This window comes from Desulfoferula mesophila (genome assembly GCF_037076455.1).
Lineage (GTDB): Bacteria > Desulfobacterota > Desulfarculia > Desulfarculales > Desulfarculaceae > Desulfoferula > Desulfoferula mesophila.
In genome coordinates this window covers 3,759,304-3,783,308 of the sequence record NZ_AP028679.1, presented here as the reverse complement: position 1 = coordinate 3,783,308, position 24,005 = coordinate 3,759,304, and the positions used below count along the sequence as shown (strand labels likewise).

23 protein-coding genes and 1 pseudogene are annotated in these 24,005 nt (G+C 67.5%); 11 read left to right on the top strand and 13 right to left on the bottom strand.

Features of this window, described 5'->3' with window-relative positions:
* The first annotated feature begins 46 nt into the window (after window positions 1-46).
* Genes AACH32_RS17370 through AACH32_RS17345 form a run of 6 tightly spaced genes read left to right on the top strand, consistent with a single transcriptional unit; the run spans window position 47 to window position 4,823 of the window.
* Window positions 47-820 (top strand): DUF169 domain-containing protein, encoded by a 774-nt coding sequence (locus AACH32_RS17370; RefSeq protein ID WP_338602287.1) that lies wholly within the window; start codon window positions 47-49, stop codon window positions 818-820.
* A gap of 57 nt (window positions 821-877) precedes the next feature.
* Window positions 878-2,161: a CaiB/BaiF CoA transferase family protein gene (locus AACH32_RS17365; RefSeq protein WP_338602284.1), complete on the top strand. Its 1,284-nt coding sequence runs from the start codon at window positions 878-880 to the stop codon at window positions 2,159-2,161.
* Between the two features lie 2 nt (window positions 2,162-2,163).
* Window positions 2,164-3,381, top strand: coding sequence for a CaiB/BaiF CoA transferase family protein (locus AACH32_RS17360; RefSeq protein ID WP_338602281.1), 1,218 nt, complete (start codon window positions 2,164-2,166; stop codon window positions 3,379-3,381).
* Window positions 3,382-3,433: 52 nt separating this feature from the next.
* Window positions 3,434-3,952, top strand: coding sequence for a hypothetical protein (locus AACH32_RS17355; RefSeq protein ID WP_338602279.1), 519 nt, complete (start codon window positions 3,434-3,436; stop codon window positions 3,950-3,952).
* Window positions 3,953-3,975: 23 nt separating this feature from the next.
* Window positions 3,976-4,182, top strand: a complete 207-nt coding sequence (locus AACH32_RS17350; RefSeq protein ID WP_338602277.1) for a hypothetical protein — start codon at window positions 3,976-3,978, stop codon at window positions 4,180-4,182.
* Window positions 4,179-4,823, top strand: a complete 645-nt coding sequence (locus tag AACH32_RS17345) for a DUF3047 domain-containing protein (protein WP_338602274.1) — start codon at window positions 4,179-4,181, stop codon at window positions 4,821-4,823. The genes AACH32_RS17350 and AACH32_RS17345 overlap by 4 nt, the downstream gene beginning before the upstream one ends.
* Before the next feature lie 116 nt (window positions 4,824-4,939).
* Here the strand turns inward: AACH32_RS17345 and AACH32_RS17340 are convergent, their stop codons facing one another.
* The 3 genes from AACH32_RS17340 to AACH32_RS17330 all read right to left on the bottom strand — a co-directional run bounded on the left by AACH32_RS17340 (window position 4,940) and on the right by AACH32_RS17330 (window position 8,067).
* A complete protein-coding gene (locus AACH32_RS17340; RefSeq protein WP_338602273.1) occupies window positions 4,940-5,764 on the bottom strand; it encodes a carbon-nitrogen hydrolase family protein in 825 nt (274 codons plus the stop codon).
* A 7-nt stretch (window positions 5,765-5,771) separates the two neighbouring features.
* Window positions 5,772-7,427 (bottom strand): asparagine synthetase B family protein, encoded by a 1,656-nt coding sequence (locus AACH32_RS17335; RefSeq protein WP_338602270.1) that lies wholly within the window; start codon window positions 7,425-7,427, stop codon window positions 5,772-5,774.
* A 274-nt stretch (window positions 7,428-7,701) separates the two neighbouring features.
* Window positions 7,702-8,067, bottom strand: coding sequence for a hypothetical protein (locus AACH32_RS17330; protein WP_338602267.1), 366 nt, complete (start codon window positions 8,065-8,067; stop codon window positions 7,702-7,704).
* A gap of 202 nt (window positions 8,068-8,269) precedes the next feature.
* On the opposite strand from AACH32_RS17330, the gene lepA reads away from it, so the two are divergent.
* The 4 genes from lepA to AACH32_RS17310 all read left to right on the top strand — a co-directional run bounded on the left by lepA (window position 8,270) and on the right by AACH32_RS17310 (window position 12,565).
* Entirely contained in the window at window positions 8,270-10,078 is a 1,809-nt protein-coding gene (lepA, locus tag AACH32_RS17325) for a translation elongation factor 4 (RefSeq protein ID WP_338602265.1), read from the top strand.
* Between the two features lie 138 nt (window positions 10,079-10,216).
* Window positions 10,217-10,390, top strand: a complete 174-nt coding sequence (locus AACH32_RS17320; RefSeq protein ID WP_338602262.1) for an OadG family transporter subunit — start codon at window positions 10,217-10,219, stop codon at window positions 10,388-10,390.
* A gap of 2 nt (window positions 10,391-10,392) precedes the next feature.
* Window positions 10,393-11,586, top strand: coding sequence for a sodium ion-translocating decarboxylase subunit beta (locus tag AACH32_RS17315; protein WP_338602260.1), 1,194 nt, complete (start codon window positions 10,393-10,395; stop codon window positions 11,584-11,586).
* Between the two features lie 208 nt (window positions 11,587-11,794).
* Window positions 11,795-12,565 (top strand): GGDEF domain-containing protein, encoded by a 771-nt coding sequence (locus AACH32_RS17310; protein ID WP_338602257.1) that lies wholly within the window; start codon window positions 11,795-11,797, stop codon window positions 12,563-12,565.
* A gap of 1 nt (window position 12,566) precedes the next feature.
* On the opposite strand, the gene AACH32_RS17305 is transcribed toward AACH32_RS17310, so the two are convergent.
* The 3 genes from AACH32_RS17305 to AACH32_RS17295 all read right to left on the bottom strand — a co-directional run bounded on the left by AACH32_RS17305 (window position 12,567) and on the right by AACH32_RS17295 (window position 14,758).
* On the bottom strand, window positions 12,567-13,085 hold the full coding sequence (locus AACH32_RS17305) for a methylated-DNA--[protein]-cysteine S-methyltransferase (RefSeq protein WP_338602255.1): 519 nt from the start codon (window positions 13,083-13,085) through the stop codon (window positions 12,567-12,569).
* On the bottom strand, window positions 13,082-13,999 hold the full coding sequence (locus AACH32_RS17300) for a TIGR01212 family radical SAM protein (protein WP_338602253.1): 918 nt from the start codon (window positions 13,997-13,999) through the stop codon (window positions 13,082-13,084). Before AACH32_RS17300 ends, AACH32_RS17305 begins: the two co-directional genes overlap by 4 nt.
* Before the next feature lie 261 nt (window positions 14,000-14,260).
* Complete coding sequence (locus AACH32_RS17295; protein ID WP_338602251.1) at window positions 14,261-14,758, bottom strand: hypothetical protein; 498 nt, start codon at window positions 14,756-14,758, stop codon at window positions 14,261-14,263.
* A 98-nt stretch (window positions 14,759-14,856) separates the two neighbouring features.
* On the opposite strand from AACH32_RS17295, the gene AACH32_RS17290 reads away from it, so the two are divergent.
* A complete protein-coding gene (locus AACH32_RS17290) occupies window positions 14,857-15,261 on the top strand; it encodes a MerR family transcriptional regulator (protein WP_338602249.1) in 405 nt (134 codons plus the stop codon).
* Here the strand turns inward: AACH32_RS17290 and AACH32_RS17285 are convergent.
* From AACH32_RS17285 to rho, 7 genes and pseudogenes are all read right to left on the bottom strand, one after another.
* Window positions 15,258-17,741: a DNA internalization-related competence protein ComEC/Rec2 gene (locus AACH32_RS17285; RefSeq protein ID WP_338602246.1), complete on the bottom strand. Its 2,484-nt coding sequence runs from the start codon at window positions 17,739-17,741 to the stop codon at window positions 15,258-15,260. The two genes, AACH32_RS17290 and AACH32_RS17285, sit on opposite strands and share 4 nt — an antisense overlap.
* 55 nt (window positions 17,742-17,796) lie before the next feature.
* A complete protein-coding gene (gene murA / locus AACH32_RS17280; protein ID WP_338602243.1) occupies window positions 17,797-19,068 on the bottom strand; it encodes a UDP-N-acetylglucosamine 1-carboxyvinyltransferase in 1,272 nt (423 codons plus the stop codon).
* Window positions 19,061-19,936, bottom strand: a complete 876-nt coding sequence (prmC, locus tag AACH32_RS17275) for a peptide chain release factor N(5)-glutamine methyltransferase (RefSeq protein WP_338602241.1) — start codon at window positions 19,934-19,936, stop codon at window positions 19,061-19,063. The genes murA and prmC overlap by 8 nt, the downstream gene beginning before the upstream one ends.
* A 4-nt stretch (window positions 19,937-19,940) precedes the next feature.
* Complete coding sequence (prfA, locus tag AACH32_RS17270) at window positions 19,941-21,035, bottom strand: peptide chain release factor 1 (protein ID WP_338602238.1); 1,095 nt, start codon at window positions 21,033-21,035, stop codon at window positions 19,941-19,943.
* A 25-nt stretch (window positions 21,036-21,060) separates the two neighbouring features.
* Window positions 21,061-21,999, bottom strand: coding sequence for a DUF1385 domain-containing protein (locus AACH32_RS17265; protein WP_338602235.1), 939 nt, complete (start codon window positions 21,997-21,999; stop codon window positions 21,061-21,063).
* A 117-nt stretch (window positions 22,000-22,116) separates the two neighbouring features.
* Window positions 22,117-22,305: pseudogene (rpmE, locus tag AACH32_RS17260) on the bottom strand (50S ribosomal protein L31); the annotation flags it as partial.
* 327 nt (window positions 22,306-22,632) lie between these two features.
* Window positions 22,633-23,886, bottom strand: coding sequence for a transcription termination factor Rho (gene rho / locus AACH32_RS17255; protein ID WP_338606675.1), 1,254 nt, complete (start codon window positions 23,884-23,886; stop codon window positions 22,633-22,635).
* Window positions 23,887-24,005: the final 119 nt, after the last annotated feature.

Below are 24,005 nucleotides of genomic sequence, written 5' to 3'. Positions count from 1 at the left end.
GCGCGCTTGGCAAGCGCAGCCTGGCCTGGCCACGGGAGGGATGAGCATGGATCTGAAGAGTCTGGATGAAAAACTGAGCCGATTTCTGCGCCCGGCCACCTATCCGGTGGCCCTTAGCATGGTGGCCGACCGCGAGCAGTTGCCCCCGGCCATGGCCAAGGCGGCGGACCGGCCCAGCCCCATGCTGGTGTGCCAGGGGGTGACCCTGGCCCGGCGCTACGGCTGGAAGGTGTGCCTCACGCCCCAGGACATGGTCTGTCCCCTGGGGGCCCTGGCCCTGGGCTTCGCCCCGCCCACCGACGAATTTCTCTCCGGCCACACCGGGGTGCCCAACTGGGTGTGCGACGACGCGGCCCGCTCCGTGGTGGCCGAGGCCATTCCCAAGCTGCCCCACGGGCAGGCGGGCTACATGATCGCCGCGCCCCTGGCCCAGGCCGACTGGGAGCCCCAGCTAATCATCGTCTACGGCAACCCGGCCCAGATGGTGCGCCTGGTGCAGGCCCTGGTGCACCACACCGGACGCCCCCTGAACTTCAGCACCATGGGGGGCATCGGCTGCGCCTCCTACATCAGCCAGGCGCTGATCACCGGGCAGTGCCAGCTGGTGCCCTGCGGGGCCGGTGACCGCATCTTCGCCATGGCCCAGGACGACGAGATGGCCTTTGCCATCCCCTACGCCGAGGTGGACAAGCTGCTCAGCGGCCTGGAGTTCACCGACCGCGCCGGGCTGCGCTATCCAGTGACGCCGTATCTGCGCTTCCACACCGAGATGCCGGACACTTACCAGGCCTTGATGAAGGAGCTGGCCGACGAAGATTGAAAAATAGGGCCGCCGGGGGGCGGCCCCACAGCCTAACGCTACGCATGGGGGGAAACCGTGTCGCAAGCGCAAAGGGCGGAGCCCCGCCCTGGGCCGGAGCCGGGTTTTTTGACCGGCTACCGGGTGTTGGAATTGGGCGGCCAGGAGAGCCTGTTCGCGGGCAAGCTCTTGGCCGACCTGGGGGCCACGGTCATCAAGGTGGAGCCGCCGGACGGCGACCCCGCGCGCCTGCTGGGGCCCCTCGCCCCAGGGGTGGCGGCCCCAGAGGCGAGCCTGTTGTGGCAGTCGCTCAACACCGGCAAGCAGGGCGTCACCCTGGACCTGGGGCGGCGGCAGGGCCGGGAGCTGTTTCTTCGGCTGGCGGTCACGGCCGACGTGGTGATCGAGGGCCCGGGGCCCGGCGGCCTGGCGGAGCTGGGCCTGGGCTATGAGACGCTATGCCAGGCGCGGCCCGAGCTGATCCTGGTGTCCATCACTCCCTTTGGCGACAGCGGCCCCTACCGGGACTACGCGGCGGACGACCTGGTGATCTGGGCCTTGTCCGGCCTGCTCTACATCTGCGGCGACCCGGACCGCCCCCCGGTGCGCATCAGCCTGCCCCAATGCTGGCTGCACGCCGGGGCCGACGCGGCCACCGGGGCGGCCCTGGCCCTGTTCCACCGGGGGCGCACCGGCCGGGGCCAGCGGGTGGTGGTCTCGGCCATGCGGTCCCTGGAGCGGGCGGCCTACTCCTCGCGCATCCTGTGGGACGCCATGGGCAAGGTCATGCGCCGCCAGGGCGGCGGCCTGCCCATCCAGCCTTTGGGAACCACCCTGCCCATCGTGTGGCCCTGCGCCGACGGCCACGTGGTGTTCTACATCTTCGGCGGGCAGATGGGGATGATCAGCAACCCGGCCCTGGCCGCCTGGATGGACGAGGAGGGCCTGGCCCCGGAAGAAATGAAGAGCCTGGACTGGCCCAGCCTGGACCTGGGCCGCATGCCCCAAGAGGAGGCGGATCGGCGCCTGGTGGAGCCGGTGGCTGCCTTTTTCGCCCGCCACACCCAGGCCGAGCTTTGGGAACAAGGGGTGCGGCGGCGGGTCATGGTCTACCCGATCAACGACGCCGCCGGGGTCTTGGCCGACGCCCACCTGGCCCAGCGGGGCTTTTGGGTGAAAATGGCCCACCCCGCCCATGCCCAGGAACTGACCCTGCCCGGCCCCTTTGTGCGGACCGAGGAGGGGCTGTGCCGAGTGCGCGGCCCGGCCCCCACCCTGGGCCGGCACAATGGCGAGGTCTACGCCGCCTTGGGCCTGGACCAGGCCGGCCTGGCCGCCATGGGCCGGGAAGGGGTGATATAGGCATGGCGGCTTCCACGGGCATATTGGAGGGGGTGCGCGTCCTGGAGTTCGGCTGGGCGGTGGCCGGGCCTCTCACCGCCTCCTGGGCGGCGGGTTACGGGGCCGAGGTGATCAAGGTGGAGACCCGCACCCGCCCCGACATTATCCGTTCCTTTACCCCCTTCAAGGACGGCAAGCAGGGGCTGGACAACTCCCATTTCTTCGCCCGGGAAAACGCGGGCAAAAAGAGTGTCTCCCTGAATCTGAAGCATCCCCGCGGCCGGGAGGTGGCCCTGCGCCTGGCGGCCCATTGCGACGTGGTGGTGGAGAACTACACCGCCGGGGTCATGGCCAAGCTGGGGCTGGCCTATGACGACCTGGTGCGGGTGCGGCCCGATTTGATCATGATCTCCTCGTGCATGTACGGCCAGACCGGCGAGCTGTCCACCATGCCCGGTTATGGCATGCCCCTGACCGCCCTGTGCGGCCTGACCCATCTGGCCGGCTGGCCGGACCGCGCGCCCTGCGGCCCCTACGGGGCCCACACCGACTACGTGGTGCCCCGGCTCAACCTGCTGGCCGTGGCCGCGGCCTTGGACTACCGGAGGCGAACCGGCCGGGGGGTGTACATGGACGCCTCGCAGTTGGAGGCCGGAGCCCAGTTCATGGCCCCGGCCCTGCTGGAGGCCGCCCTCACCGGCACCTCGCCCACCCGCCAAGGCAACCGCGACCCCCAGGCCGCGCCCCACGGGGTCTACCCCTGCGCCGGCGAGGACCGCTGGGTGGCCATCAGCGTGCGGGACGACGGGCAGTGGCAAGGCCTGGTGCGGGCCATGGGCGCCCCGGCCTGGGCCCTGGCTCCGGAGCTGGACCACCGCGAGGGCCGCCTGGCCCGGGCCGAGGAACTGGACCACCGCCTGGCCGAATGGACCCGGCCCCAAGCGGCCCGGGCGGTGATGGAGCTTTTGCAGGGCCTGGGGGTGCCCGCCGGGGCGGCCAACGACGGCCGCGACCTGGGGCAAGACCCCCAGTTAATCCACGACGGCTATTACGCCCGGCGGGAGCACCCCACCATGGGCCTGGTGGACTACGCGGGCCACTCCTTGGTTTTTTCCGCTGCGCCCCAGCGGGTGGAGCGCTCCCCCTGCCTGGGCGAGCACACCAGGGAGCTATGCCTGGGCCTGTTGGCCATGGATGAGGCGGAGTACGCGCGCCTGGAGCAAGAGGGGGCCTTAGAGTAGGGCGGCGGCCGGGTGTATAGTTGAAAGCCTAACCACCGCTGGAGGACATGTTTTGCGCTGGCGACCCTGTCTTGTCTGGCTGGCGGTCCTGCTGCTGGCCGTGGCCTGCTCCTCTTCCGGGGAGGAGCCCCTGCCCACCCTGCTCAACCAGATGGGCTTTGAGCAGGCCCCGGCCCCGCACGAGGGGGAGCTGGTCTATAAGAAGCCCCTGGAGGGGATTACCCTGTGGGTCAGCCTGCCCCAGGGACTGGGGCAAGCGCCCGGCCCGGTGCTGATGATCAAGGCCGCCGGGCCGGGGGGCGCCCTGAGCCCGGCCACGGACCAGGCCCTGGCCACCAGCTCCGAGGTGGCCGAGCTGGTGGAAGCGGCCAGCCGGGGGGCCTATCCCCCCAAGGCGTTGGCCGAGGTGTTTCGGGTGGCCCAGGAAGCCGCCGCCCAGCCCCCCTTCAACGGGGCCTTGATTACCAGCCCCAAGCAGGGCTACGCCCTGCGGGTGCCCCACACCAAGGGCCACCTGCAATTGGTGCTGCTTACCCGCCAGGCCGCCACCGCCAAAGGGAACGACAAATGAGTGGTCGTGCTAAAATTAGCCCCATGAAAAATCAACCTACCTTGAACGTGTTGCGCCGCGGCCCCGCGCCTCCCTGCCTGGGCAAGGAGCGCCTGGTGTGCCGGGGCTGCCCCGGCTGGGAGGCCATGCGCGCGGCGGTGGCCCTTGGCGGGCCCTGGGAAGGGGCGATGATCCACTGCTCCTGCACCGGCCTGGTGGCCAAGGGACCCGAGCGGACCCCCCAACCGTGAGACGCTGGGCCCTGGTTGCCCTGCTGCTTGGCGCCGCCCTGGCCCTGGGCGCGGCGGCGGGGGTGGTTGTGGTGGGCCGTTTCAGCGCGGGCGATTTGGCCGGCTGGGAGCCCAAGGAGTTCAAGGGACTCACCACCTACACCCTGGTGAGCGAGGACGGCCGCCAGGTGCTCCGGGCGGTGAGCCAGAAGAGCGCCTCGGCCCTTATAAAGGAAATCGAGGCCGACCCGGCCAAGACCCCCATGCTGGCGTGGTCCTGGAAGATCGAGGGCGTCCTGCCCCAGGGGGACGGCCGCAGCAAGGCGGGCGACGACTTCGCGGCCCGGGTCTACGTGGTGTTCCCCTCCTTTTTCTTTTGGAACACTCGGGCCATCAATTACGTATGGGCCAACAAGCTGCCGGTGGACAGCTTTTGGCCCAACGCCTTTGCGGGCAACAACGTCATGATGCTGGCCGTGAACAGCGGCGACGGCCAGGCCGGGCAGTGGGTGAGCCACCGCCGGGACCTGGCCGCCGATTTTCGCCGTTGCTTCGGCGAGGAGCCGCCGGCCATCGGGGCCATCGCGGTGATGACCGACAGCGACAACACCGGGGGTAGGGCGGTGGCCTATTACGGCGACATCACCCTGGAGCCCAGATAGGCGGCTGCGCCAGGCGGCCGGGGGCTGCGTTGCCGGCCTCGTTCGTTTCCGCCTTACCCGTGCCTCCCTGACTGTGCCGCGGGGCCTTTGTTACGCAATCCCCTGAGCGGCGGGAATCAACCCACCGCCTTGAGATGGGGCTCCTTCTTGGGGCCGGGAACCTCCTTGTTGCGGCTGGCCACCCGGCGGTAGAGGTGGGGGCGGCGGTTGGGGAAGATGACCTCCTCCTCCCGCCAGCGCTCCGTCTCAGCCAAATCGATATCCACCCGAGCCACCTCATCGCCGCCGCCCAGGGCCAAAAGCTCGTCGCCGTGGGGGTCGTACACCGCGCTGCCCCCGGAAAACACCGGGCCGGGGCGGTTCACGTAGACCACGAAGTATTGGTTGAATATCGCCGCGCCTTGCATGCGCCGGCGCATGTAGGGCACCGGGAAGTGGGCGGGCACCGCCGAGATGTTCACCACCAGGCGGGCCCCGTTCAGGGCCAATACCCGCCACACCTCGTCAAAGGCCGAGTCGTAGCAGATGTTGAGGCCCAGGCGGCCCACCGGGGTGCTGAACACCTTGAGCCGGCCGCCCGGGCGGAAGTTCTCGGTCCAGTGCACGTGGGCCTTGGCGTAGCTCTTGGCCCCCTGCGCGTCCACATAGGTGGCCAGGTTCAAAAACTCGTCGCCCTCGCGCTTGAGCTCGCCCAACACCACCCTGGCCCCGCACTTCTTTACATGACGGCGGATCTCCCCGGAGGCGTGGGACAGGGCCACCTCCACCTTGCGGTAGAGGAAGCCCTCGGGCTTCATCTGCGAGGGGTGGCCGTGCAGGATCAGCTCGGGGAACACGATCAAATCGCTGGCGCGCTCCTGGGTGATGATCCGCTTGAGCCGCGCGATGTGGCCGGCCACGTCCTCGGGGTCGAAGTTTATTTGAACCAGGCTTATGCGCATGTTCCTCCTATGCCGCCGGGGCCTGGGGGCGTTCGCAGCTCAAGAAGGGCGGGATGAAGCGCTTCCTTATGTCGTCCTCGATGCGCTGCAAATAAAAGCGGGCCCGGCTTTCGCCGTAGTGCTCGTACTCGTCGCCGTAGCGGTAGAGGCTGCCCTTGTCCCGGGCGATGTTCTTGTCCACCATCTTTTCCTCCACCACCCCGGCCTTGGCGGCGGCGATGTTTTGGATGATCTGGTGGATGCCCGAGCCGGACTGGGCCGGGTCCTTGGTGCGGAAGGCCAGGTAGGGCGGCACTCCCAGCTCGGCCGAGGCCTGGCGGTGCACCCGCTTGCGCAGGTTGTCCTCGGCGCCCTCCAGCTTGAGGCGCGGCGAGATGCGCATGGCGGTGAGGATCACGTCGCGGTCCAGGTAGGGGGCCCGAAGCTCGATGCTGTGGGCCATGGTCAGCTTGTCCTCGCGCTCCAGGGTGTCGGAGTAGAGCATGTTGATGTCGTCCCAGAGCTTCTCGTGCAGGCGCAGATAGCCGTGCTCGGCCAACACGTCGTTGTACCAGGGATAGCCCGCGAACAGCTCGTCCGCCGCCTGGCCGGTGTACATCACCCGGATGCCGTCGGCCGCGGCCAGCTTGGCCGCCAGGTACATGGGTATGGCCACCTCCACCTGCAACAGGCCGCTCTCCTCCACGTTTTCGATCACCTCGGGCAACAGCGCCTCCACCGTTGCCTCGTCGATGATGGAGGTCTTCAGCTCCAGGCCCAGATCCTTGGCCACCGCCTCGGCGGCCTGCACGTCGGCGCTGTCGGCGGTGCCAGTGCAATAGCACACGATGTTCTTGCCCTCGCGCATCAGCAGGTTGGCCACCAGCACGCTGTCGATGCCTCCGGAGAAGATCACCCCCAGGGTGGACTCGGTAAGCCCGGTCAGGCGCTTGGACACCGAGCGGGTGAGCACCTTCTTGTACTCCTCCACCGCCTGGCGGAAGTCCACGATGTCGATCTGGGGCACCTCCAGGCGGTAGCCGCCCTCCACCCTGGGGCCCTGGTCGTCGATGCACAACAGTTCGCCGGGGTTGAGACGCACCGGTTCGTCCCGGCCGTTCCACAGCGCCTTTTTCTCCGAGGCGAAGTAGGTGGCCGGGCCGTTTTGGATGTAATAAATGGGCTTTTTACCGATGGGGTCGCGGGCCACCACCACCGATTTGCCGTCCGTGACCGCCAGGGCGTACATGCCGTCCAACAGCCCCACGATCTGCTGAACCGCGTCCAACAGGTCGCCTCGGTAGGACTCCTCCAGCAGGTGCACTATCACCTCGGAATCGCTGGTGGTCTTGATGTCGTGCTCCTGGTAGAGCAGGGTGCGCAGCTTCTGATAGTTGTAGATCTCGCCGTTGTGGATCAGGGACAGCCGGCCGTCGCAGGAGACGTAGGGCTGGGTGCTTTGTTCCCGGCCCACGATGCTCAGGCGGGAGTGTCCCAGGGCGATGTGCGAGTCGCTGGTAAGCTCATCGCGCAAATCGTCCACCTGGCGGGCCCGGTGGGTCTGCTGGTCCAGGTAGATCCCGTGGGTGTCGGGCCCCCGGTGATCCATTTTTTTGAGCATGTCGTAAATGTCGCTGGAACAGATGTGGCCTCCTTGGACGTAGTGTCCGCAGATGGTGCACACGATCATTCTCCTTTTCCGTGGCTCCGGCCTTGCCCGGCCGGTGGCCGCATGGGTGTTGGGCGCCGCGTATATGGCGACGCCGGGCCCCCCAAAAAAAGAAACTCCACTCCTTCCGGCTGCTGCTCAGAAAGAATGGAGAAGACTTATAAGCTATAACTTTGCGCTTAGGGTTTGGGGGGCGATTAAATTATCTATTATTTAAAATAACATAGCATCCGCAGCCGCGCAAGGGCGGCCTCGGGGAGAGTGCTCGGGTCCGGCTCGGCCGGCAGCTCTACAGGCAGTCCAGCGAGATTTTCAGCCCCGAGGGGCGTCCCGAGCAATGGCAGGGGGCGCAGGTGAGGCGCACCGAAAAACACTGACCGTCGCAATTGGTCAGGGTGTAGATGCTCTGGTGCGGCCTGCCGCTGATCAGGCTCTGACTCATGGCCCGCCCCGCGCGTTCGCGGTCCCAAACGGCGATGTGGCTCAGCAGGTTGACGCGCTTGGGGGCCTGGCCCGGGGCATATCCCAGAAATCCCAGCACCGCCAGGCTGTGGCTGGAGACGAAACCGCTTTCGTCCACCAAAAGGGCGGTTTGCGCAGGCAAGGGCGCGGAGGCGGCGGGTTGGGCGACGGGGGTCAACGATTCCATGGACATGATGATTCTCCCGCTTAGGGGGTGCGGTGAAAGCTGGGCATATTTTATTATAATTTAAAGTTAAAATACAATATTAAATTTAGTACAGATAATACAAGGGGCCCCTGGCTTTATCCCCCCCACCGGACCCGCGCCATTTGACGAAACCGCCGCCACAGGTTAAGCTCTGCCTGGCACAACCTATTAAATTTATGAGGTAAGCGTGGCGGACAAGGCCCATACCCGCAATTTCTCCATCATCGCCCACATCGACCATGGCAAATCCACCCTGGCCGACCGGCTCATCCAACTCTGCGGGGTGGTGAGCGAGCGGGACTTCCAGGACCAGATGCTCGACAGCCTCTACCTGGAGCGTGAGCGGGGCATCACCATCAAGAGCCAGGCCATAACCCTGCCCTACACCGCCGCCGACGGCGAGGAGTACGAGCTGAACCTCATCGACACGCCCGGCCACGTGGACTTCTCCTACGAGGTGAGCCGGGCCCTGGCCTCGGCCGAGGGGGTGCTTTTGGTGGTGGACGCCTCCCAAGGGGTGGAGGCCCAGACCCTGGCCAACCTGTACATGGCCCTGGAGCACGACCTGGAGGTGGTGCCGGTCATCAACAAGATCGACCTCATCAGCGCCGACGTGCCCGAGGCCCGCCGCCAGATCAGCGACGAGCTGGGCCTGGACGGCGACGAGGCCGTGGCGGTCTCGGCCAAGACCGGCGAAAACGTGCCCGCGGTGCTGGAGGCGGTGGTCAGGCTGTTGCCCGCGCCCACCGGCGACCCCGCCGCGCCCTTGCAGGCCTTGATCTTCGACGCCCAGTACGACCCCTATCGGGGCACAGTGATCTTCGTGCGGGTGATGCAGGGTACCCTGCGCCAGGGCCAGACCATCCACTTCATGCACGGCGGGACCGACTACCGGGTGGAAGAGGTGGGGGTGATGCAGGTAAAGCGCATCGCCAAGAAGGAGCTCAGGGCCGGTCAGGTGGGCTACGTGGTGGCCGGGGTCAAGACCGTGGCCGACACCAACATCGGCGACACCATCACCGATGCCGAGCGCCCGGCGGCCGAACCCCTGCCCGGCTTCCGCGAGGCCAAGCCGGTGGTGTTTTCCTCCATCTACCCCGTGGCCACCGACGACTACCCCGACCTGGCCGACGCCCTGGAAAAGCTCAAGCTCAACGACGCCAGCCTCATTTACCAGAAGGACTCGTCCCAGGCTCTGGGCTTCGGCTTCCGCTGCGGTTTCTTGGGCCTGTTACACCTGGAGGTGGTGCAGGAGCGCCTGGAGCGCGAATTCGGCCTGTCGCTGATCCTCACCACCCCCAGCGTGCGCTACAACATCTTTCTGCACGACGGCACCCAGCTGGAGATCGAGAACCCGGCCTACTATCCGGACCCGGCCGGCATCGACTATTGCGAGGAGCCCTTTGTGCGGGCCTCCATCCTCATGCCCGAGCGCTACATCGGGGCGGTGATGCCCCTGTGTCTGGACCGCCGGGGCGAGAACACCAACCTGAACTACCCCAACCCCGGCCGGGTGGAGCTCAGCGTGGACCTGCCCCTGGCCGAGGTGATCTACGATTTCTACGACAAGCTCAAGACCGTCACCCAGGGCTACGGCTCCTTTGACTACGAGATGATCGGCTACCGCAGGAGCGACCTGGTGCGCCTGGATATCCTGGTAAACGGCGAAAAGGTGGACGCCCTGTCCATGCTGGTGCACTCGGAAAAGGCCCGGCCCCGGGCCCTGCACGCGGTGAACAAGCTCAAGGACACCATCCCCCGCCAACAGTTCAAGATCGCCATCCAGGGGGCCATCGGTTCCAAAATCATCGCCCGCAGCACGGTCAACGCCTATCGCAAGGACGTTACCTCCAAATGCTACGGCGGCGACGTGTCGCGTAAGCGCAAGCTGTTGGAAAAGCAAAAGGCGGGCAAAAAGCGCATGAAACTGGTTGGTAACGTGCCCATTCCCCAAAAGGCCTTTTTGGCGGTTTTGCAGAGCGATACCGACGACTGAGCTTTAAGGACTAACCTTGACATAGCCCCGTTGCCCTCCTATTATTTCCCGAAACCAATCATGGCCGCCGAGGGAGCGGCCAAACACATTGGCAGGCAGGGTGTAGGCCGCGCTTGACCACAAGGGAGAGAGAAAATCATGCAACCACCACCGGTTGACTGGGGACAGGCCTTCAGTATCGTGGGCGGAGGGCTCCTGGTCGTGTTCCTGATCATGTCGCTGCTGGCCTTGGCCACCAGCCTGATGGGCAAAATCTTCACCGCGCGCGAGGCCAAGAAAAAGGCCGCCGCGGCCGCCCAAAAGGAGGCCTAGGCATGAGTTGGATCGCTTATCACGAGGGAGTGCTCAAGATACTGGGCATCCAGGTGGGCTTCGGCAACCTGGACCTGCCCCATATCATCATGATCCTGGTGGGCCTGGGCTTCATCGCCCTGGCCATCATCAAGGAGTGGGAACCCTACGAGCTTCTACCCATCGGCGCGGGCATGATCCTGGCCAACCTGCCGCTGACCGGCCTGACCAGCCAGCCGGAACCGGGAATGCAGCCGGGCATGGCCGGGGTGTTGGGCATCATCCTCAAGTACGGGCTCTACACCTGGACCATCCTGCCCCAGTTCATCTTCTTCGGCATCGGGGCGCTCACCGACTTCAGCCCCCTGATCGCCAATCCCCGGGCCTTCCTGTTGGGCGCGGCGGCCCAGGTGGGCATCTACACCAGCTTCCTGGGGGCCCTGGCCGTGGGTCTGGTGTGGCCCGACTGGGGCTTCTCGCTCAAGGAGGCCTGCTCCATAGGCATCATCGGCGGGGCGGACGGCCCCACCACCATTTACACCACCGGGCTCCTGGCCCCGGACATCATGGGCATCACCGCCACGGCGGCTTATTCCTACATGGCCATGGTGGCCATCATCCAGCCGCCCATCATCAAGCTGTTGACCTCCAAGGCCGAACGCTCCGTGTTCATGAAGCCCACCCTGCGTCCGGTGAGCCGCATTGAGCGGATCCTGTTCCCCATCGTGGCCATGCTGCTCATCATCCTGATCATCCCCAAGAGCGCCCCCCTGGTGGGCTTCCTCTTGCTGGGCAACCTGTTCCGCGAGTCCGGGGTGGTGGAGCGCCTTTCCAACACCGCCCAGAACGAGCTGATCAACATCATCACCATCCTGCTCATGTTGGGCATCGGTGCCTCCATGCCGGCCGACCGGGTCATGGACCCGCGCACCCTGTTGGTGCTGTTCCTGGGCCTGGCCGCCTTCTGCGTGGGCACCGGGGCCGGGGTCATCTTCGGCAAGATCATGGCCAAGATATCCAAGGAGCCCTTCAACCCCATGCTGGGCGCGGCCGGTGTTTCGGCCGTCCCCATGAGCGCGCGCATCGTGCATCACCTGGGCCAGAAGAACAACAAGAAGAACTTCCTGTTGATGCACGCCATGGGCCCCAACGTGGCCGGCGTCATCGGCTCGGCGGTGGCCGGTGGTTACTTCCTGGGCCTGTTCATCAACTTCTGATCCGCTGATCCGCGTATTCACCGGGAGCCCCGCCATGGCGGGGCTCCCTTTTTTGGGCCGCGCCGGCCTAATCTTCGGCCCCGCTTCGAAATCCATATATTTATAGTAGTGGTTTGTGCCCTTTGTCCCTCTTCACCATTCCGGCAAGTGTGCTATGATAAGAAAATTTTAGCGTTTTTCACCATTGGTCCGCGGGAAGAGAAATCTGGTGAGAACCGAAGATCACAAGGAAACGGCTCGTTTCGCCATAAGAAATAAAAAGGACGTGGTCAGGGCCACCGTTTTGGTAGCCATGGTTTCGGTCCTGGGTTCTTGGGTGGTCACGGTCCCAATGTTGCTCTTGGCCGGCAAATACTCCTTGGGTGACTTGGGCGTGGGCATGCTCATCAGCACCATGGCGCCCCTTTTGGTGGCCCCGCCGGTGGCCTACAAGGTGTTCAGCCTGATGCTGGACTTGGTGGATTCCCGCCGGGAGATCCAGCGTCTGTCGCGTACCGACGACCTCACCCAGACCTACAACCGCCGCTACTTCATGGATATGGCCCGCCGGGAATTTTCCCTGGCCGCCAGGCATGGCCACCCGGTTTCCCTGTTGCTCATCGATCTGGACGGTTTCAAACAAATCAACGACAGCCTGGGGCATCTGGCCGGTGACAAGGCCCTGTACGCCTGCGCGGATATCATTCGCCGCACCACCCGCCGGGACGACATGGTGGGTCGCTTCGGCGGGGACGAGTTCATGGTGCTGGCCCCCTACAGCGACCTGGAGAGCGCGGCCAGCCTGGCGGATCGGATTCGGCGGGCCCTGGTCGCCACCGACCTGGTGCTGGGCGGAAAGGTGTTGAGCTTCGGGGCCAGTATCGGGGTGGTGAGCAATCAGGGCCACGAAGGCGACGCGGACGATCTGCTGCGCCGGGCCGACCAGGCCCTGTATCGCGCCAAGGCCAGCGGCGGCGGCCGCGTCGAGTTGGCCGCCTAGACTAATTCCAGGGGTTTTCCCCAGCCTCCCAAGCCAGTAGCGCCTTTTTGGCGGGCAGACCGGAGCCGAAGCCGGTCAGGCCGCCGTCGGCCCCTATGACCCGGTGACAGGCCAAAAACAGGGGCAGGGGGTTGTTGTGCAGGGCCTGGCCCACCGCCCGGGGGGCCCGGGGGCGCCCCACGATCTCGGCCACCTGGCCGTAGGTAAGGGTCTGGCCGGGGGGAATGTCCTTGAGGCTCAACAGCACCGCCTGGGTAAAGGGGGTGAGCCCCTCCAGGTCCAGGGGGAGGTCCAGGGGAGCCTGGGGGCTCTTGAAGTAGGCCGTAAGCTGCCGTGCCGCCTCGCAGGATTTAGCGGCCACCCGCTTGCGCTTGGCCCCCGGGGCGCGCTTGGTCAGAAGCTTCTCCAGATATTCCCCTTGGTCTTGCCGCAGGGTCAGGGCCACCAGGCCCCGGGGCCCCATCGCCCCCCGTACGGTTCCCAGGGGGGTCTTCAAACTGAAAAGCTCCAGCTCGCTCATGCCAGGTCTCCTTGGCGTAGGTTGTCCTCTTCCATTGCCTGGGCGATGGCCCTGAGCACCGCGTCCTTGTCCGCGGCCCAGCCGGGGGCCAGCAGCCGGTCCGGGCCGGGATCGGCGGCCAGGCGGTGCACCAGCACCCGCCGGGGCAGGCGGGCCAAAAAAGCGGCCGCCGCTCGGGCGTATTCCTCTTGGTTCCACAGGGCCAGCCCGCCGGCCCGGTGCTCGTGGGCCAGGGGGGCTCCGGCCAGCACCATGAGGTTGTGCAGCTTCACGCCCCACACCCCGCCCTGGGCCAGATGGCGGGCGGTGGCGTTGGTGTGGCCCATATCCTCGCCGGGCAGCCCCAGGATAACATGGGCCACCACCCTCAGTCCGCGGGCATGGGCCTGGGCCAGGGCTTGGTCGAAGCAGGCCACGTCGTGCCCCCGGTTGATGCGCGTCAGGGTGGCGTCGTGGGCGCTTTGCAGGCCCAGCTCCAGCCACAAGGGGCGGCGGCGGGCCAGCTCGGCCAAGAGCTCCCAGGTGGCCGGGGGCAGGCAGTCGGGCCGGGTGGCCACGATGATCCCGGCCACCGCCGGGTGGCGGGCCACCTCCATGAACAGGGGCTCCAAGACCTGGGCCGGTGCGTTGGTGGCGGTATAGGCCTGGAAATAGGCCAGGGCCCGGGGGGTGGGGCCGCGCCGGGCGCGAAGGCGGTCCAGGCCGTGCTCCAGTTGTTCGCTGAGAGTGCCGCCCCGGCCGGGGCCCGAGCCGCCGGGCGGGCAATAAAGGCAGCCGCCGGGGCCGACGCCCTCCGGCCGGTGAGGGCAGCCCAGCCCTGGGTCCAGGCTTATCTTGCGGGCGGGGCCGCCCATGACCCGGCGCAGCCAGGGGCCCAGCAGATTGACCCGGCTCGCCAGACGGGCGGCGTCCAAAGCTAGCCCGCAAATTTCATGAGGGTTGTGGGTCCGGATTCGCCAGCCACCGGCATACGGTGTTGCTGGCTTCCCTCGGGCCTCGACGTAGCTTGGGCTACGCCTGCGGCCCTCGCTCGCCAGACGCCTTGTCTGCCGGCGGCTTGCCGTGCCGGGCCAGGGCACAGGATGTAGTTAAGAAATGCTGAAGCCTTTTTCATAACAGACACATGAATAAGGTTTCGTTGTTTCTCTCCACCCAACCCCCACGAAATATCCGGGCTAGCGCCCCAGGGGTGCGGGGGGGTGGTAGATGGGGGCCTCTTCGGCGATTACCCAGATACGGTTGTCGCTGCCGGGGATAGGTTGGCCCTCGCCGTAGCGCCGGCGGTATTCCGGGTTGGCGCACAGGCGGCGGTACTCGTGGCGGCCGTTGGGGCCGGTGAACTCCAGGCACACGTAGCGGCTGCCCTTGCCGTTGGGCCCCACCTCGAAGTCGATGAGCCAGGCGTCGTCCCAGTGGATGTAGCTGTCGTCCAGCCCGGCCGGGCGGCGGGTGATGATGCCGTCGGGCGGGAAGGCCCCGCCGTGGTCGGCGGCGAAGCGCTTGGCCGCCTGGTCGATCAACTCGGCCCGCTCCAAGAAAAGCCGCACCGGATGGGGCTCGCGCAGGTAATACCCCCTGAGGGCCAGGCCCAGGCTCAGGGCCAGCATGCCCACCAGGGCCCACCACTCCCAGCGCTTGAGACGAAGATTTTTGCGGTTTTCAGTTGCGGGCATAGGCCGGGTTTCCTTGCTGCGAGAATATATCACACCGGGCTTGGCTTGTCCCCCGGGTCGGAGGCATGCTATAGGAAGGTATGCAGCGGGAGGATGCCATGGACACAGCGGCGGGTCCGGACAAGGGGCTGATGAGCCTCAAGGAGGTGGTGGAGCGCACGGGCATACCGGCGGCCACCATCCGCTATTATGACCAGCAGTTCGAGGAGTACCTGGGCATCACCCGGGGGGCGGGCCGCCGCAGGCTGTTCAGCCAAGGCTCCCTGGATCGGCTGGGCGAGGTACGCCGCCTGCTCAAGGACGAGGGCCTGAGCCTGCGCCAGGCCCGCAAGCTCCTGTCCGGCGACGGGGCGGGCCCCACAAATGCCCCGGAGCAGGAAAGCTTGCAAAGCGAGGTGGCCGCCCTGCGCCGCCAGGTGCAGAGCCTGGAAGAGCAGGTGAACCGCCTCAAGGAGATTCAGGGCCGCACCCTGGCCCTGGTGGACGGCCTAACCAAGCGCTAACCGCCGCTGTTCGATGGTTTGGGGCCCGCTTCGCCGCCTGGCGAGGCGGGTTCGCTTTTTCCGGGCCGGGGGGCCAGGCACTCGCGGGGCGGGTCCAGGGTGGGGCGGATGCTCCAGGCCCCTCCGCCGCTGTCCAACTCCAGGCAGCCTTGCCAGTTGGTGCCATAGACCTTGGCCCCGGCCCCCAGCGCCTGGCCCAGGGCCCGGCGGTTGGGCGAGGGCCAGCGGCCCCAGCAGCCCGAGGAAAACACCACCGCCTGGGGTTGCATGCGCTCCAGCAGGGCGGGGGTCAGGGAGTTCTTTGCCCCGTGGTGGGGGCCCAAGAGCACCTGGAAACCGCCTTCGGGCAGCAGGGGGGCGACCGCCCGTTCCACCTGGGGCCCGCCGTCGCCGGGCAGCCACAGCCAGGCCCGCTCCAGGCCCAGCCCCAACCACAGGGAGCGATCGTTTTCGCTGAGGGCGGCCAAGTCCCTCCCTGGCGGCGGCCAGAGCAGACGCAGCTCAGCCCCTCCCAGCTCCTTCAGGGCGGCGATCTCCCGGGGCCCCAGCACGGGGATGCCCTGCTCCCGGGCGATGGCCAGCAGGCGGCCGTACCAGCCCCCCGCCGTCTCGCCGTTGATCCACACCTGGCGGGGAGCGAACCAGCGGGCCACAAAGGGCAGGCCTCCGGCGTGGTCCGCGTCGGGATGGGAGCAGGCCACCACCGCCACCCGGTTGAAGCCTCTGCCCCACAGGAAGGGGGCGATGACCTGGCGGCCGAAATCGAAGTCGCTGCCCCCCCAGCCGCCGCCGTCGATGACCAGCACCTGGCCCCCCGGCAGGCGCGCCACCGTGGCAGAGCCCTGGCCCACGTCCAAGACCCAGGCCCGGAGGCGGCCGTCGGCCAGCGGCGGGCCGGAGAATCCCAGCCACAGCGCCAGGCCAGCCGCCCCCAGCCCGGCCCCCAGGCCCCAGGCCCAGCGCCGGGGCAGGGCCAGGGCGGCCAGGGCCCCGGCGTAGAGCAGGGCCACGGCCCAGGGGCCCGGACCGGCCAAATAGCGCACCGCGCCGGGCAGCCCGGCCAGCCACTGCACCAGGAACACCGCTCCCTGGGCTGGCCAGGCGGCCAGGGCGAACAGGGCCTGGCCGCCGGCGCTCCAGAGCAGGCCCACTCCGGCGGCCAGCAGGGCCAGGGGCAAGGTGAGCATGGCCACCAGGGGGATGAGCAGGGCGTTGGCGGGCAGCGAGTACAGCGGGAGCTGGTGGAAGCCCTGCACCGCCAAGGGCCACACCGCCAGGCCCACCACCCCGCTGAGCCCCAGCCAGCCCAAGAGCGCCCCGGCCAGGCGGGGGCCGGGAGCCAGGCCCCGCAGCCAGCGGGCCAGGGGCGCGGCGGCCAGGAGGATGGCGGCCACGGCCACGAAGGACATCTGGAAGCTGAGGGTCAGGGGGGATTCGGGCCACAACAGGCCGATGACCAGGGCGGCCAGGGCCAGGCCCCCGGCGGGGCGATAGGGCCGCGCGGCCCACAAGGCGGCCACCAGGCAGGCGATCATCACCAGGGCCCGCAGGGTGGGGGTGGAGCCTCCGGCCAGGGCGGCGTAGGCCCCGGCGGGCAGCAGGGCCAGGGCGGCGGCCAGCTTGAGCACCGGCCAGCGCAGGGCCAGGCCGGGCCAGGCGGCCAGGAGCCAGCGCAACAGGGCGTAGGCCAGGCCCCACACCAGGCCCACGTGCAGGCCGCTGATGGCCAGCAGGTGGGCCGTGCCCGTGGCTCCGAAGGCCTCGCGCAGGGGGGCGCTCAGGCCGCCCCGCTGGCCCAGCACCAGGGCCCGCAAGAGCTCCCGGCCCTGGGAAAAGGGCAGCGAGCCGATCTGCCCGGCCAGGCGCTGACGGGCGGCCAGCAGCCGGGCGCGGGGCCAGGGCAGGTCCCCGGCCCCCAACACCCGCAGGCCGCTGTTGCGGCCCCCATAGGCCTGCACCCATATTCCCTGGTCGGCCATGAACTTGGCGTAGTCAAAGCCGCCGGGGTTGGCCAGGCTGGTCACCGGGCGCAGGCTGACCCGCAGGGCGAAGCGCCGCCCCGCCGGGGGCGGGGCCAGTTCCGGGGCCAGCGACAGGCGCAGCAGGCCGCTCACCGCCCGGCCGTCCACCGCGCGGGCCTCGGCCAGCAGGCGCGCGCCCCGGCCGCCGGGCTGGGCCGGGGACAGGGCCACGGCTTCGATCTGGTGGGTCTTGCCGTCGGCCAGGCGCAGGAGGTGGTCCGGGGGCAGGGAAGCGGCACGCTCCAGAGGCAGCAGGCCGGCCCCGGCCAAGAGGCAGGCCAGGGCCAGGAGGTAGGGGCTGAGTCCCTTGCCGCGCAGGCCCCGCTCCAGGGTCAGGGCCAGCAACAGCCCGGCCCCGGCCAACGGAGGCCAGGCCGGCCAGGGACCCAGGGCGGCGGCCAGGAGAACGCCCCCCACCAGGGCTATCGCGGGCAGGATCAAGGGATGCAAGCGGCTCATGGGAGCCTATTGTAGAACATCGGGCGGCCCCTAGGGGCCGCGATGGGCGGGGGGCCTACTTTTTGCCCGGTCCGGGCTCCGACTCCCGGCGCACCGTGGCCCCGGCGCTGGTCAGCTTCTGGTCGATGGCCTCGTAGCCCCGGTCCAGGTGGTACACCCGGCTGATGTGGGTCTCGCCCTCGGCGGCCAGCCCGGCCAAGACCAGGCAGGCCGAGGCCCTGAGGTCGGTGGCCATCACCTGGGCTCCGGCCAGGTGGCGCACCCCCTTGACCACGGCGGTGGAGCCGGTGACCTCGATGTCCGCCCCCAGGCGCCTTAGCTCGGGCACGTGCATGAAGCGGTTCTCGAAGATCGTCTCCTGGAACACCGCGCTGGAGCTGTTCAGGCTCATCAGGGCCATGAGCTGGGCCTGCAGGTCGGTGGGGAAGCCGGGGTAGGGGCCGGTGATGATGCTCACCGGGCGGGGGGCCCGCCGGGCCGAGACCACCAGGCCCTTGGGGGTGGGCTGGAAGCGGATGCCCGCCTCCTTGAACTTGCCCACCACGGCGGTGAGGTGCTCCAGGGGGGCGTCCACGATGGTCAACTCGCCCCGGGTGATGCCCGCGGCGGCCATGTAGGTGCCCGCCTCGATGCGGTCGGGCATCACCCTGTGGTCCAGGGGGGCCAGCTCGGCCTGGCCCTCGATGATCACGGTGGCGGTGCCCGCCCCGGTGATGCGCGCCCCGGCGGCGTTGAGGGCGTTGCACAAATCCACCACCTCGGGCTCCCGGGCGGCGTTGCGGATGGTGGTGGTGCCCTTGGCCAGGCAGGCGGCCATGACCAGGTTCTCGGTGCCGGTCACGGTCACGATGTCCAGACTGATGTCCGCGCCCCTCAGGCGCTTGGCCCAGGCCAGCACGTAGCCCCCGGAGATCTCCACCTTGCAGCCCATGGCCTCCAGGCCCTTGAGGTGCTGGTCGATGGGCCGCTCGCCGATGGCGCAGCCGCCGGGCAAGCTGACCTTGGCGCTGCCCATGCGGGCCACCAGGGGGCCCAGGGCCAACACCGAGGCGCGCATGGTCTTGACCAGCTCGTAGGGGGCCTCGTCGCCTTCGGCCCCGGCGGTGTCGATGAACAGGGTGTCCTTGCGGGAGCTCACCTTGGCCCCCAGGGTGCCCAACAGGGCGCCCATGGTGCGCACGTCCCTGAGGTCGGGCACGTTGGCCAGGCGACTCTTGCCCCGGGCCAAAAGGGTGGCGGCCATAAGGGGCAAAGTGGCGTTCTTGGCCCCGCTGATGCGCACCCGCCCCACCAAGGGGTTGCCTCCGGTAATTACCAGCTTATCCATAATCCTTCCGTTCGCAGACCAACACCCGCTCTATACCCGCCAAATCCTTGACCAGGACGGCTTCGCTATAGGCCCCGGCGGCCTGGGCCAGGCGTAGGGCCTGGGGGGCTTGCCCGGCCCCCAGCTCCACCAAGAGCCAGCCCAGGGGCCTCAGATGGGCCCCGGCCCCGCCGACGATGGAGCGCACGATGTCCAGGCCGTCCACCCCGCCCTCCAGGGCCAGGCGGGGCTCGAAGCGCCCCACCTCGGGGGGCAGCTCGGCCATCTCGGCGGTGGTCACATAGGGCGGGTTGGCGGTGATTACATCGAAAAAGCCCCCGGCCGCGGCCACCGGCTCCCACAGGTCGCCCTGCAGCCAACGCACCCGCTCCGTTAGAGAAAGATTGTGGGCATTGCGCTGGGCCCAGGTCAAGGCCTCGGGGGAAATATCGCAGCCGATCACCTCGGCGTCGGGCCGCTCGTGGGCCAGGCTCAGGGCCACCGCCCCACTGCCGGTGCACAGATCCAGGATGCGCGGGCTATCCAGGCCCTCCAGGCGGGCCAGGGCCTCCTCCACCAGGTGCTCGGTCTCCGGCCGGGGCACCAAGACCCCCGGCCCCACCAGAAACTCTCGGCCGTAGAACTCCCGGCGGCCCAGGATGTAGTCCACCGGCTCGCGCTCCTTGCGCCTGAGGATCAACTTTTTGAAATCGGCCAACTCGTCGGGGCCCAGGGGCTGCTCGAAGCGCAGGTAAAGCTCCAGACGGGTGCAGCCCAAGACCCGGGACAACAGGAGCTCCCCGCACAGGCGCGGGGAGTCCACCCCGTGGCCGCCCAGATATTCGGCCGCCCAGGGGATCAGGCGGCCGACGGTCCAGGGCTCGGACAAATTCTTAGGCCGCGTCGGCCTCGGCCTTGAGCGCCTCGGCCTGGAACTGCTGGATAAGTTCGGGGAGCAGGTAGTCCATCTCACCGGCCATGAGCAGCTCCAGCTTGTACACCGTGAGGTTGGCCCGGTGGTCGGTAACCCGGTTCTGCGGGTAGTTGTAGGTGCGGATGCGCTCGGAGCGGTCGCCGCTGCCCACCATGGAGCGGCGGGTGGCGGCCTGTTCGGCGGCCTGCTCGGCCAGCATCTGGTCGTAGAGCCGGGCCCGGAGCACCTTCATGGCCTTGGCCTTGTTCTTGTGCTGGCTCTTTTCGTCCTGGCAGGAGACCACCACCCCGCTGGGGATGTGGGTGATGCGCACCGCGCTCTCGGTCTTGTTCACGTGCTGGCCGCCGGGGCCGGAGGAGCGGAACACGTCGATCCTGAGATCGTCGGGGTTGATGTCCAGCTCCACCTCCTCGGCCTCGGGCATAACCGCCACGGTGACCGCCGAGGTGTGGATGCGCCCCTGGCTCTCGGTGGCCGGCACCCGCTGCACGCGGTGCACGCCGGACTCGTACTTGAGCCAGCTGTAGGCTCCCTTGCCGTTGATCAGCTCGATGACTTCCTTGAACCCGCCGGAGTCGGTGGGGTGGGAGTCCATGGTCTCGTGCTTCCAGCCCCTGAGTTCGGCGAAGCGAAGATACATGCGCAACAGGTCGGCCGCGAACAGGGCCGCCTCGTCGCCGCCGGTGCCCGCCCGGATCTCCAGGATGACGTTCTTGTCGTCGTTGGGATCCTTGGGCAGCATCAGCACCCTGAGGCGCTCCACCAGCTCCGGGATCTGCTCCTCGGCCGCCTCGATCTCATCCTGGGCCATCTCGGCCAGTTCCTGGTCGTTGTCGTCCACCAGTTCCTGGTTGGCCTCGATGTCGTCCTCAAGCTTGACGATGCGGCGGAACACCTCCACCGTCTCCGACAGGTCGGAGTGCTCCTTGGCCACCTTTTGGTAGCGCTCGGTATCGGACAGGACCTCGGGTTCGGCCAGGCTGCGCTCCAAATCATGGTAGCGCTTCTCCACGCCGAGGAGCTTTTTCTTCAGTTCAGGGTCCAGAAAGGCCATGGTTTTTTAGGCTCCGAGGTGAGGTTTAGAGCACGCAGATGCTCGGCTCCTCGTCATGGGCGGTGGCGGTGGCGGCCTTCAGGGCGGCCAAGGCGATCTCGATCTGGTCGTCGCTGGGCTCGCGGGTGGTCAGGCGCTGCAGTTGCAGCCCCGGCCAGATCAGGGCGCCCCAAAAGCCCTGGCCCTGCTTTTTGCCGGCCAGACGGATGATCTCGTAGGACACCCCGGCGATGGGCAGCATGAGCACGATCTTCAGACCGATTAAAAGGGCCTGGTTGAGCCAGCCGCTTTCGGCCAAGCGGGGCAAAAAGGGCAGCGCCACCGCGAAGACCAGGATGGACACGGCCAGCACCACCAGTAAAAAGGCGGTTCCGCAGCGGGGGTGCAGCCGGGAATAGCTCCGGGCCGCCTCCACGCAAAGCTCGCCGCCGGACTCGTAGCAGTAGATGGCCTTGTGCTCGGCCCCGTGGTATTCGAACACCCGCCTGATGTCGCGCATCAGGGAGATGAGCCACAAATAGGCCCCGAAGATGGCCACCTTGATCAGTCCGTCCACCGCGTGGAACCAGAAGCTGTCGGTGCCGAAGCCGCCGGGCACCACCCGCCCCAGGGCCAGGGAAAGCAGGTGGGGCAGGGCCACGAACAGCCCCAGGCCGGCGGCGATGGCCACCACCAGGGTCATGAGCAGGGCCCAGGAGCCCAGCTCCTCGCCTTCCTCCTCCAGAGCCTGCTGGGCCGAGAAGGAAAGGGCCTTCATGCCTTGCACCAGGGTTTCGCCCAGAATGACCGGGCCGCGCAAAAAGGGCCAAGCCAGCATGGGCCAGCGGGAGGTGAGGGAGCGCAGGGGGTCGTTTTTTACCAGGATCTCGCCCGAGGGACGGCGCACGGCCACGCAAAGGCGCGAGGGGGCTTTCATCATAACCCCCTCGATAACCGCCTGGCCGCCCACGTTGGCCGGATTCATGGTAACGCCTCCGGCCGTGGGCTACTCCTCGTCCTCGGACTTGGCTTTGGCCTCGGCCTGGGCCAAACGCTCGGCCTCCATCTCGGCCGCCTTGCCCTTGTACTGGTCCAGGTGGGCGTACTTCTTGTAGAAGCGCTCCACGCGGCCCGCGCTGTCCACCAGCTTTTGCTTGCCGGTGAAGAAGGGGTGGCAGGCCGAGCAGATTTCCACGCGGATCTCGTCCTTGGTGGAACCGGAAGTGAACTCGTTGCCGCAGGCGCAGCGCACGTTCACCTCTTTGAAATCGGGATGGATATCGCTTTTCATTTTCGCCTCCTCAGGCGTTAAATCCTTAAGGCATCAAAGTATAACGCCAGCCGATTTTTTTGCAACATATACGGGTCGTTGCTTCCTCGGGTTCAGCCGCACAGTCGGCTCGGCGCGCCCGGATTCGCCGGACCCCGCATGGCTGCGTTGTCAGCCTCTCTCGGTCCTCGGCGTAGGTAGACTACGCCTATGTCCCTCGCTTGCCTGCCGCCTTGCCCTGCGGCGTCTGGCTGTGCCGGCGGGGGCGCTAACCGGGCGGGCTATTTTACATGGCAACCCCCTGGCCGCTTGCTTAAAAGCTTCCGGCAGTTGCCTCAATCCCCCCAGCTAACGGCTCATGGAATCCAGGAACTCGGCGTTGCTGGCCGTGCCCTGCATCTTCTCCAGCAAGAACTCCATGGTGTCCACCGGGGTGAGGGGGCCCAGGAGCTTGCGCATGATCCAGATGCGGTTCAGGTCGGACTCGGGCAACAAGAGCTCTTCTTTGCGGGTGCCGGAGCGGTTGATGTCGATGGCCGGGAAGATGCGCTTGTCGCTGAGCTTGCGCTCCAGGTGGATCTCCATGTTACCGGTGCCCTTGAACTCCTCGAAGATCACCTCGTCCATGCGGCTGCCGGTGTCGATCAGCGCGGTGGCGATGATGGTCAGGCTGCCGCCGCCTTCGATGTTGCGGGCCGCGCCGAAGAAGCGCTTGGGCCGGTGCAGGGCGTTGGAGTCCACGCCGCCGGAGAGGATCTTGCCGCTGGGGGGCACCACGGTGTTGTAGGCCCGGGCCAGGCGGGTGATGGAGTCCAAGAGAATCACCACGTCGCGCTTGTGCTCCACCAGGCGCTTGGCCTTCTCGATGACCATCTCGGCCACCTGCACGTGGCGCTGGGCGGGCTCGTCAAAGGTGGAGGAGATGACCTCGCCCTTGACCGAGCGCTGCATGTCCGTGACCTCCTCGGGCCGCTCGTCGATGAGCAGCACGATGAGCACCACCTCGGGGTGGTTCACCGCCAGAGAGTTGGCGATGTTTTGCAGGAGCATGGTCTTGCCGGTGCGGGGCGCGCTGACGATGAGGCCGCGCTGGCCCTTGCCGATGGGGGTCATCAGGTCCATGACCCTGGCGGAGTAGTTCTTGGGCTTGCCCTCGATCTCCAGGGTGATGCGCTCGTCGGGGTACAGGGGCACCAGGTTGTCGAAGAGGATCTTGTCGCGGGCCACCTCGGGCGGCTCGTGGTTGATGTCTTCCACCTTCAAGAGGGCGAAGTAGCGCTCGCCTTCCTTGGGGGGGCGGATCTGGCCGCTGATGGTGTCGCCGGTGCGCAGGTTGAAGCGCCGAATCTGGCTGGGGGAGACGTAGATGTCGTCGGGGCCGGGCAGGTAGTTGTAGTCCGGGGCGCGCAGGAATCCGAAACCGTCGGGCAATATTTCCAAAACACCGGAGCCGTAGATGGCTCCATTGCGCTCGGCCTGGGCGGTGAGCAGGGCGAAGATGAGATCCTGCCGGCGCATGCCCGCCGCGCCCTCGATGCTGTACTCGCGGGCCATGGCGTTCAACTCGCCGATGGGCATTTCCTTGAGTTGCAGAATGTTCAGGCGGCCGCCGTCACCGCCATCGCCGTTGCCGTTGCCGTTGTCATAGCCGTTACCGTTGTCGATCCCGTTGCCTTCATTGTGGTTTTTGGGTGGGGCGACGGAGCGGCGTCGGCCGCGGA

Bases quoted from the DNA above. Each gene is read 5' to 3' on its own strand.
- AACH32_RS17350 (WP_338602277.1), top strand. From the start codon at position 3,976: ATGAAAAATCAACCTACCTTGAACGTGTTGCGCCGCGGCCCCGCGCCT.
- AACH32_RS17370 (WP_338602287.1), top strand. From the start codon at position 47: ATGGATCTGAAGAGTCTGGATGAAAAACTGAGCCGATTTCTGCGCCCG.
- AACH32_RS17360 (WP_338602281.1), top strand. From the start codon at position 2,164: ATGGCGGCTTCCACGGGCATATTGGAGGGGGTGCGCGTCCTGGAGTTC.
- AACH32_RS17285 (WP_338602246.1), bottom strand. From the start codon at position 17,741: ATGAGCCGCTTGCATCCCTTGATCCTGCCCGCGATAGCCCTGGTGGGG.
- AACH32_RS17340 (WP_338602273.1), bottom strand. From the start codon at position 5,764: ATGCGCATAAGCCTGGTTCAAATAAACTTCGACCCCGAGGACGTGGCC.
- prfA (WP_338602238.1), bottom strand. From the start codon at position 21,035: ATGGCCTTTCTGGACCCTGAACTGAAGAAAAAGCTCCTCGGCGTGGAG.
- AACH32_RS17295 (WP_338602251.1), bottom strand. From the start codon at position 14,758: ATGCCCGCAACTGAAAACCGCAAAAATCTTCGTCTCAAGCGCTGGGAG.
- AACH32_RS17305 (WP_338602255.1), bottom strand. From the start codon at position 13,085: ATGAGCGAGCTGGAGCTTTTCAGTTTGAAGACCCCCCTGGGAACCGTA.
- AACH32_RS17315 (WP_338602260.1), top strand. From the start codon at position 10,393: ATGAGTTGGATCGCTTATCACGAGGGAGTGCTCAAGATACTGGGCATC.
- AACH32_RS17265 (WP_338602235.1), bottom strand. From the start codon at position 21,999: ATGAATCCGGCCAACGTGGGCGGCCAGGCGGTTATCGAGGGGGTTATG.
- AACH32_RS17320 (WP_338602262.1), top strand. From the start codon at position 10,217: ATGCAACCACCACCGGTTGACTGGGGACAGGCCTTCAGTATCGTGGGC.
- AACH32_RS17290 (WP_338602249.1), top strand. From the start codon at position 14,857: ATGGACACAGCGGCGGGTCCGGACAAGGGGCTGATGAGCCTCAAGGAG.
- murA (WP_338602243.1), bottom strand. From the start codon at position 19,068: ATGGATAAGCTGGTAATTACCGGAGGCAACCCCTTGGTGGGGCGGGTG.
- AACH32_RS17330 (WP_338602267.1), bottom strand. From the start codon at position 8,067: ATGTCCATGGAATCGTTGACCCCCGTCGCCCAACCCGCCGCCTCCGCG.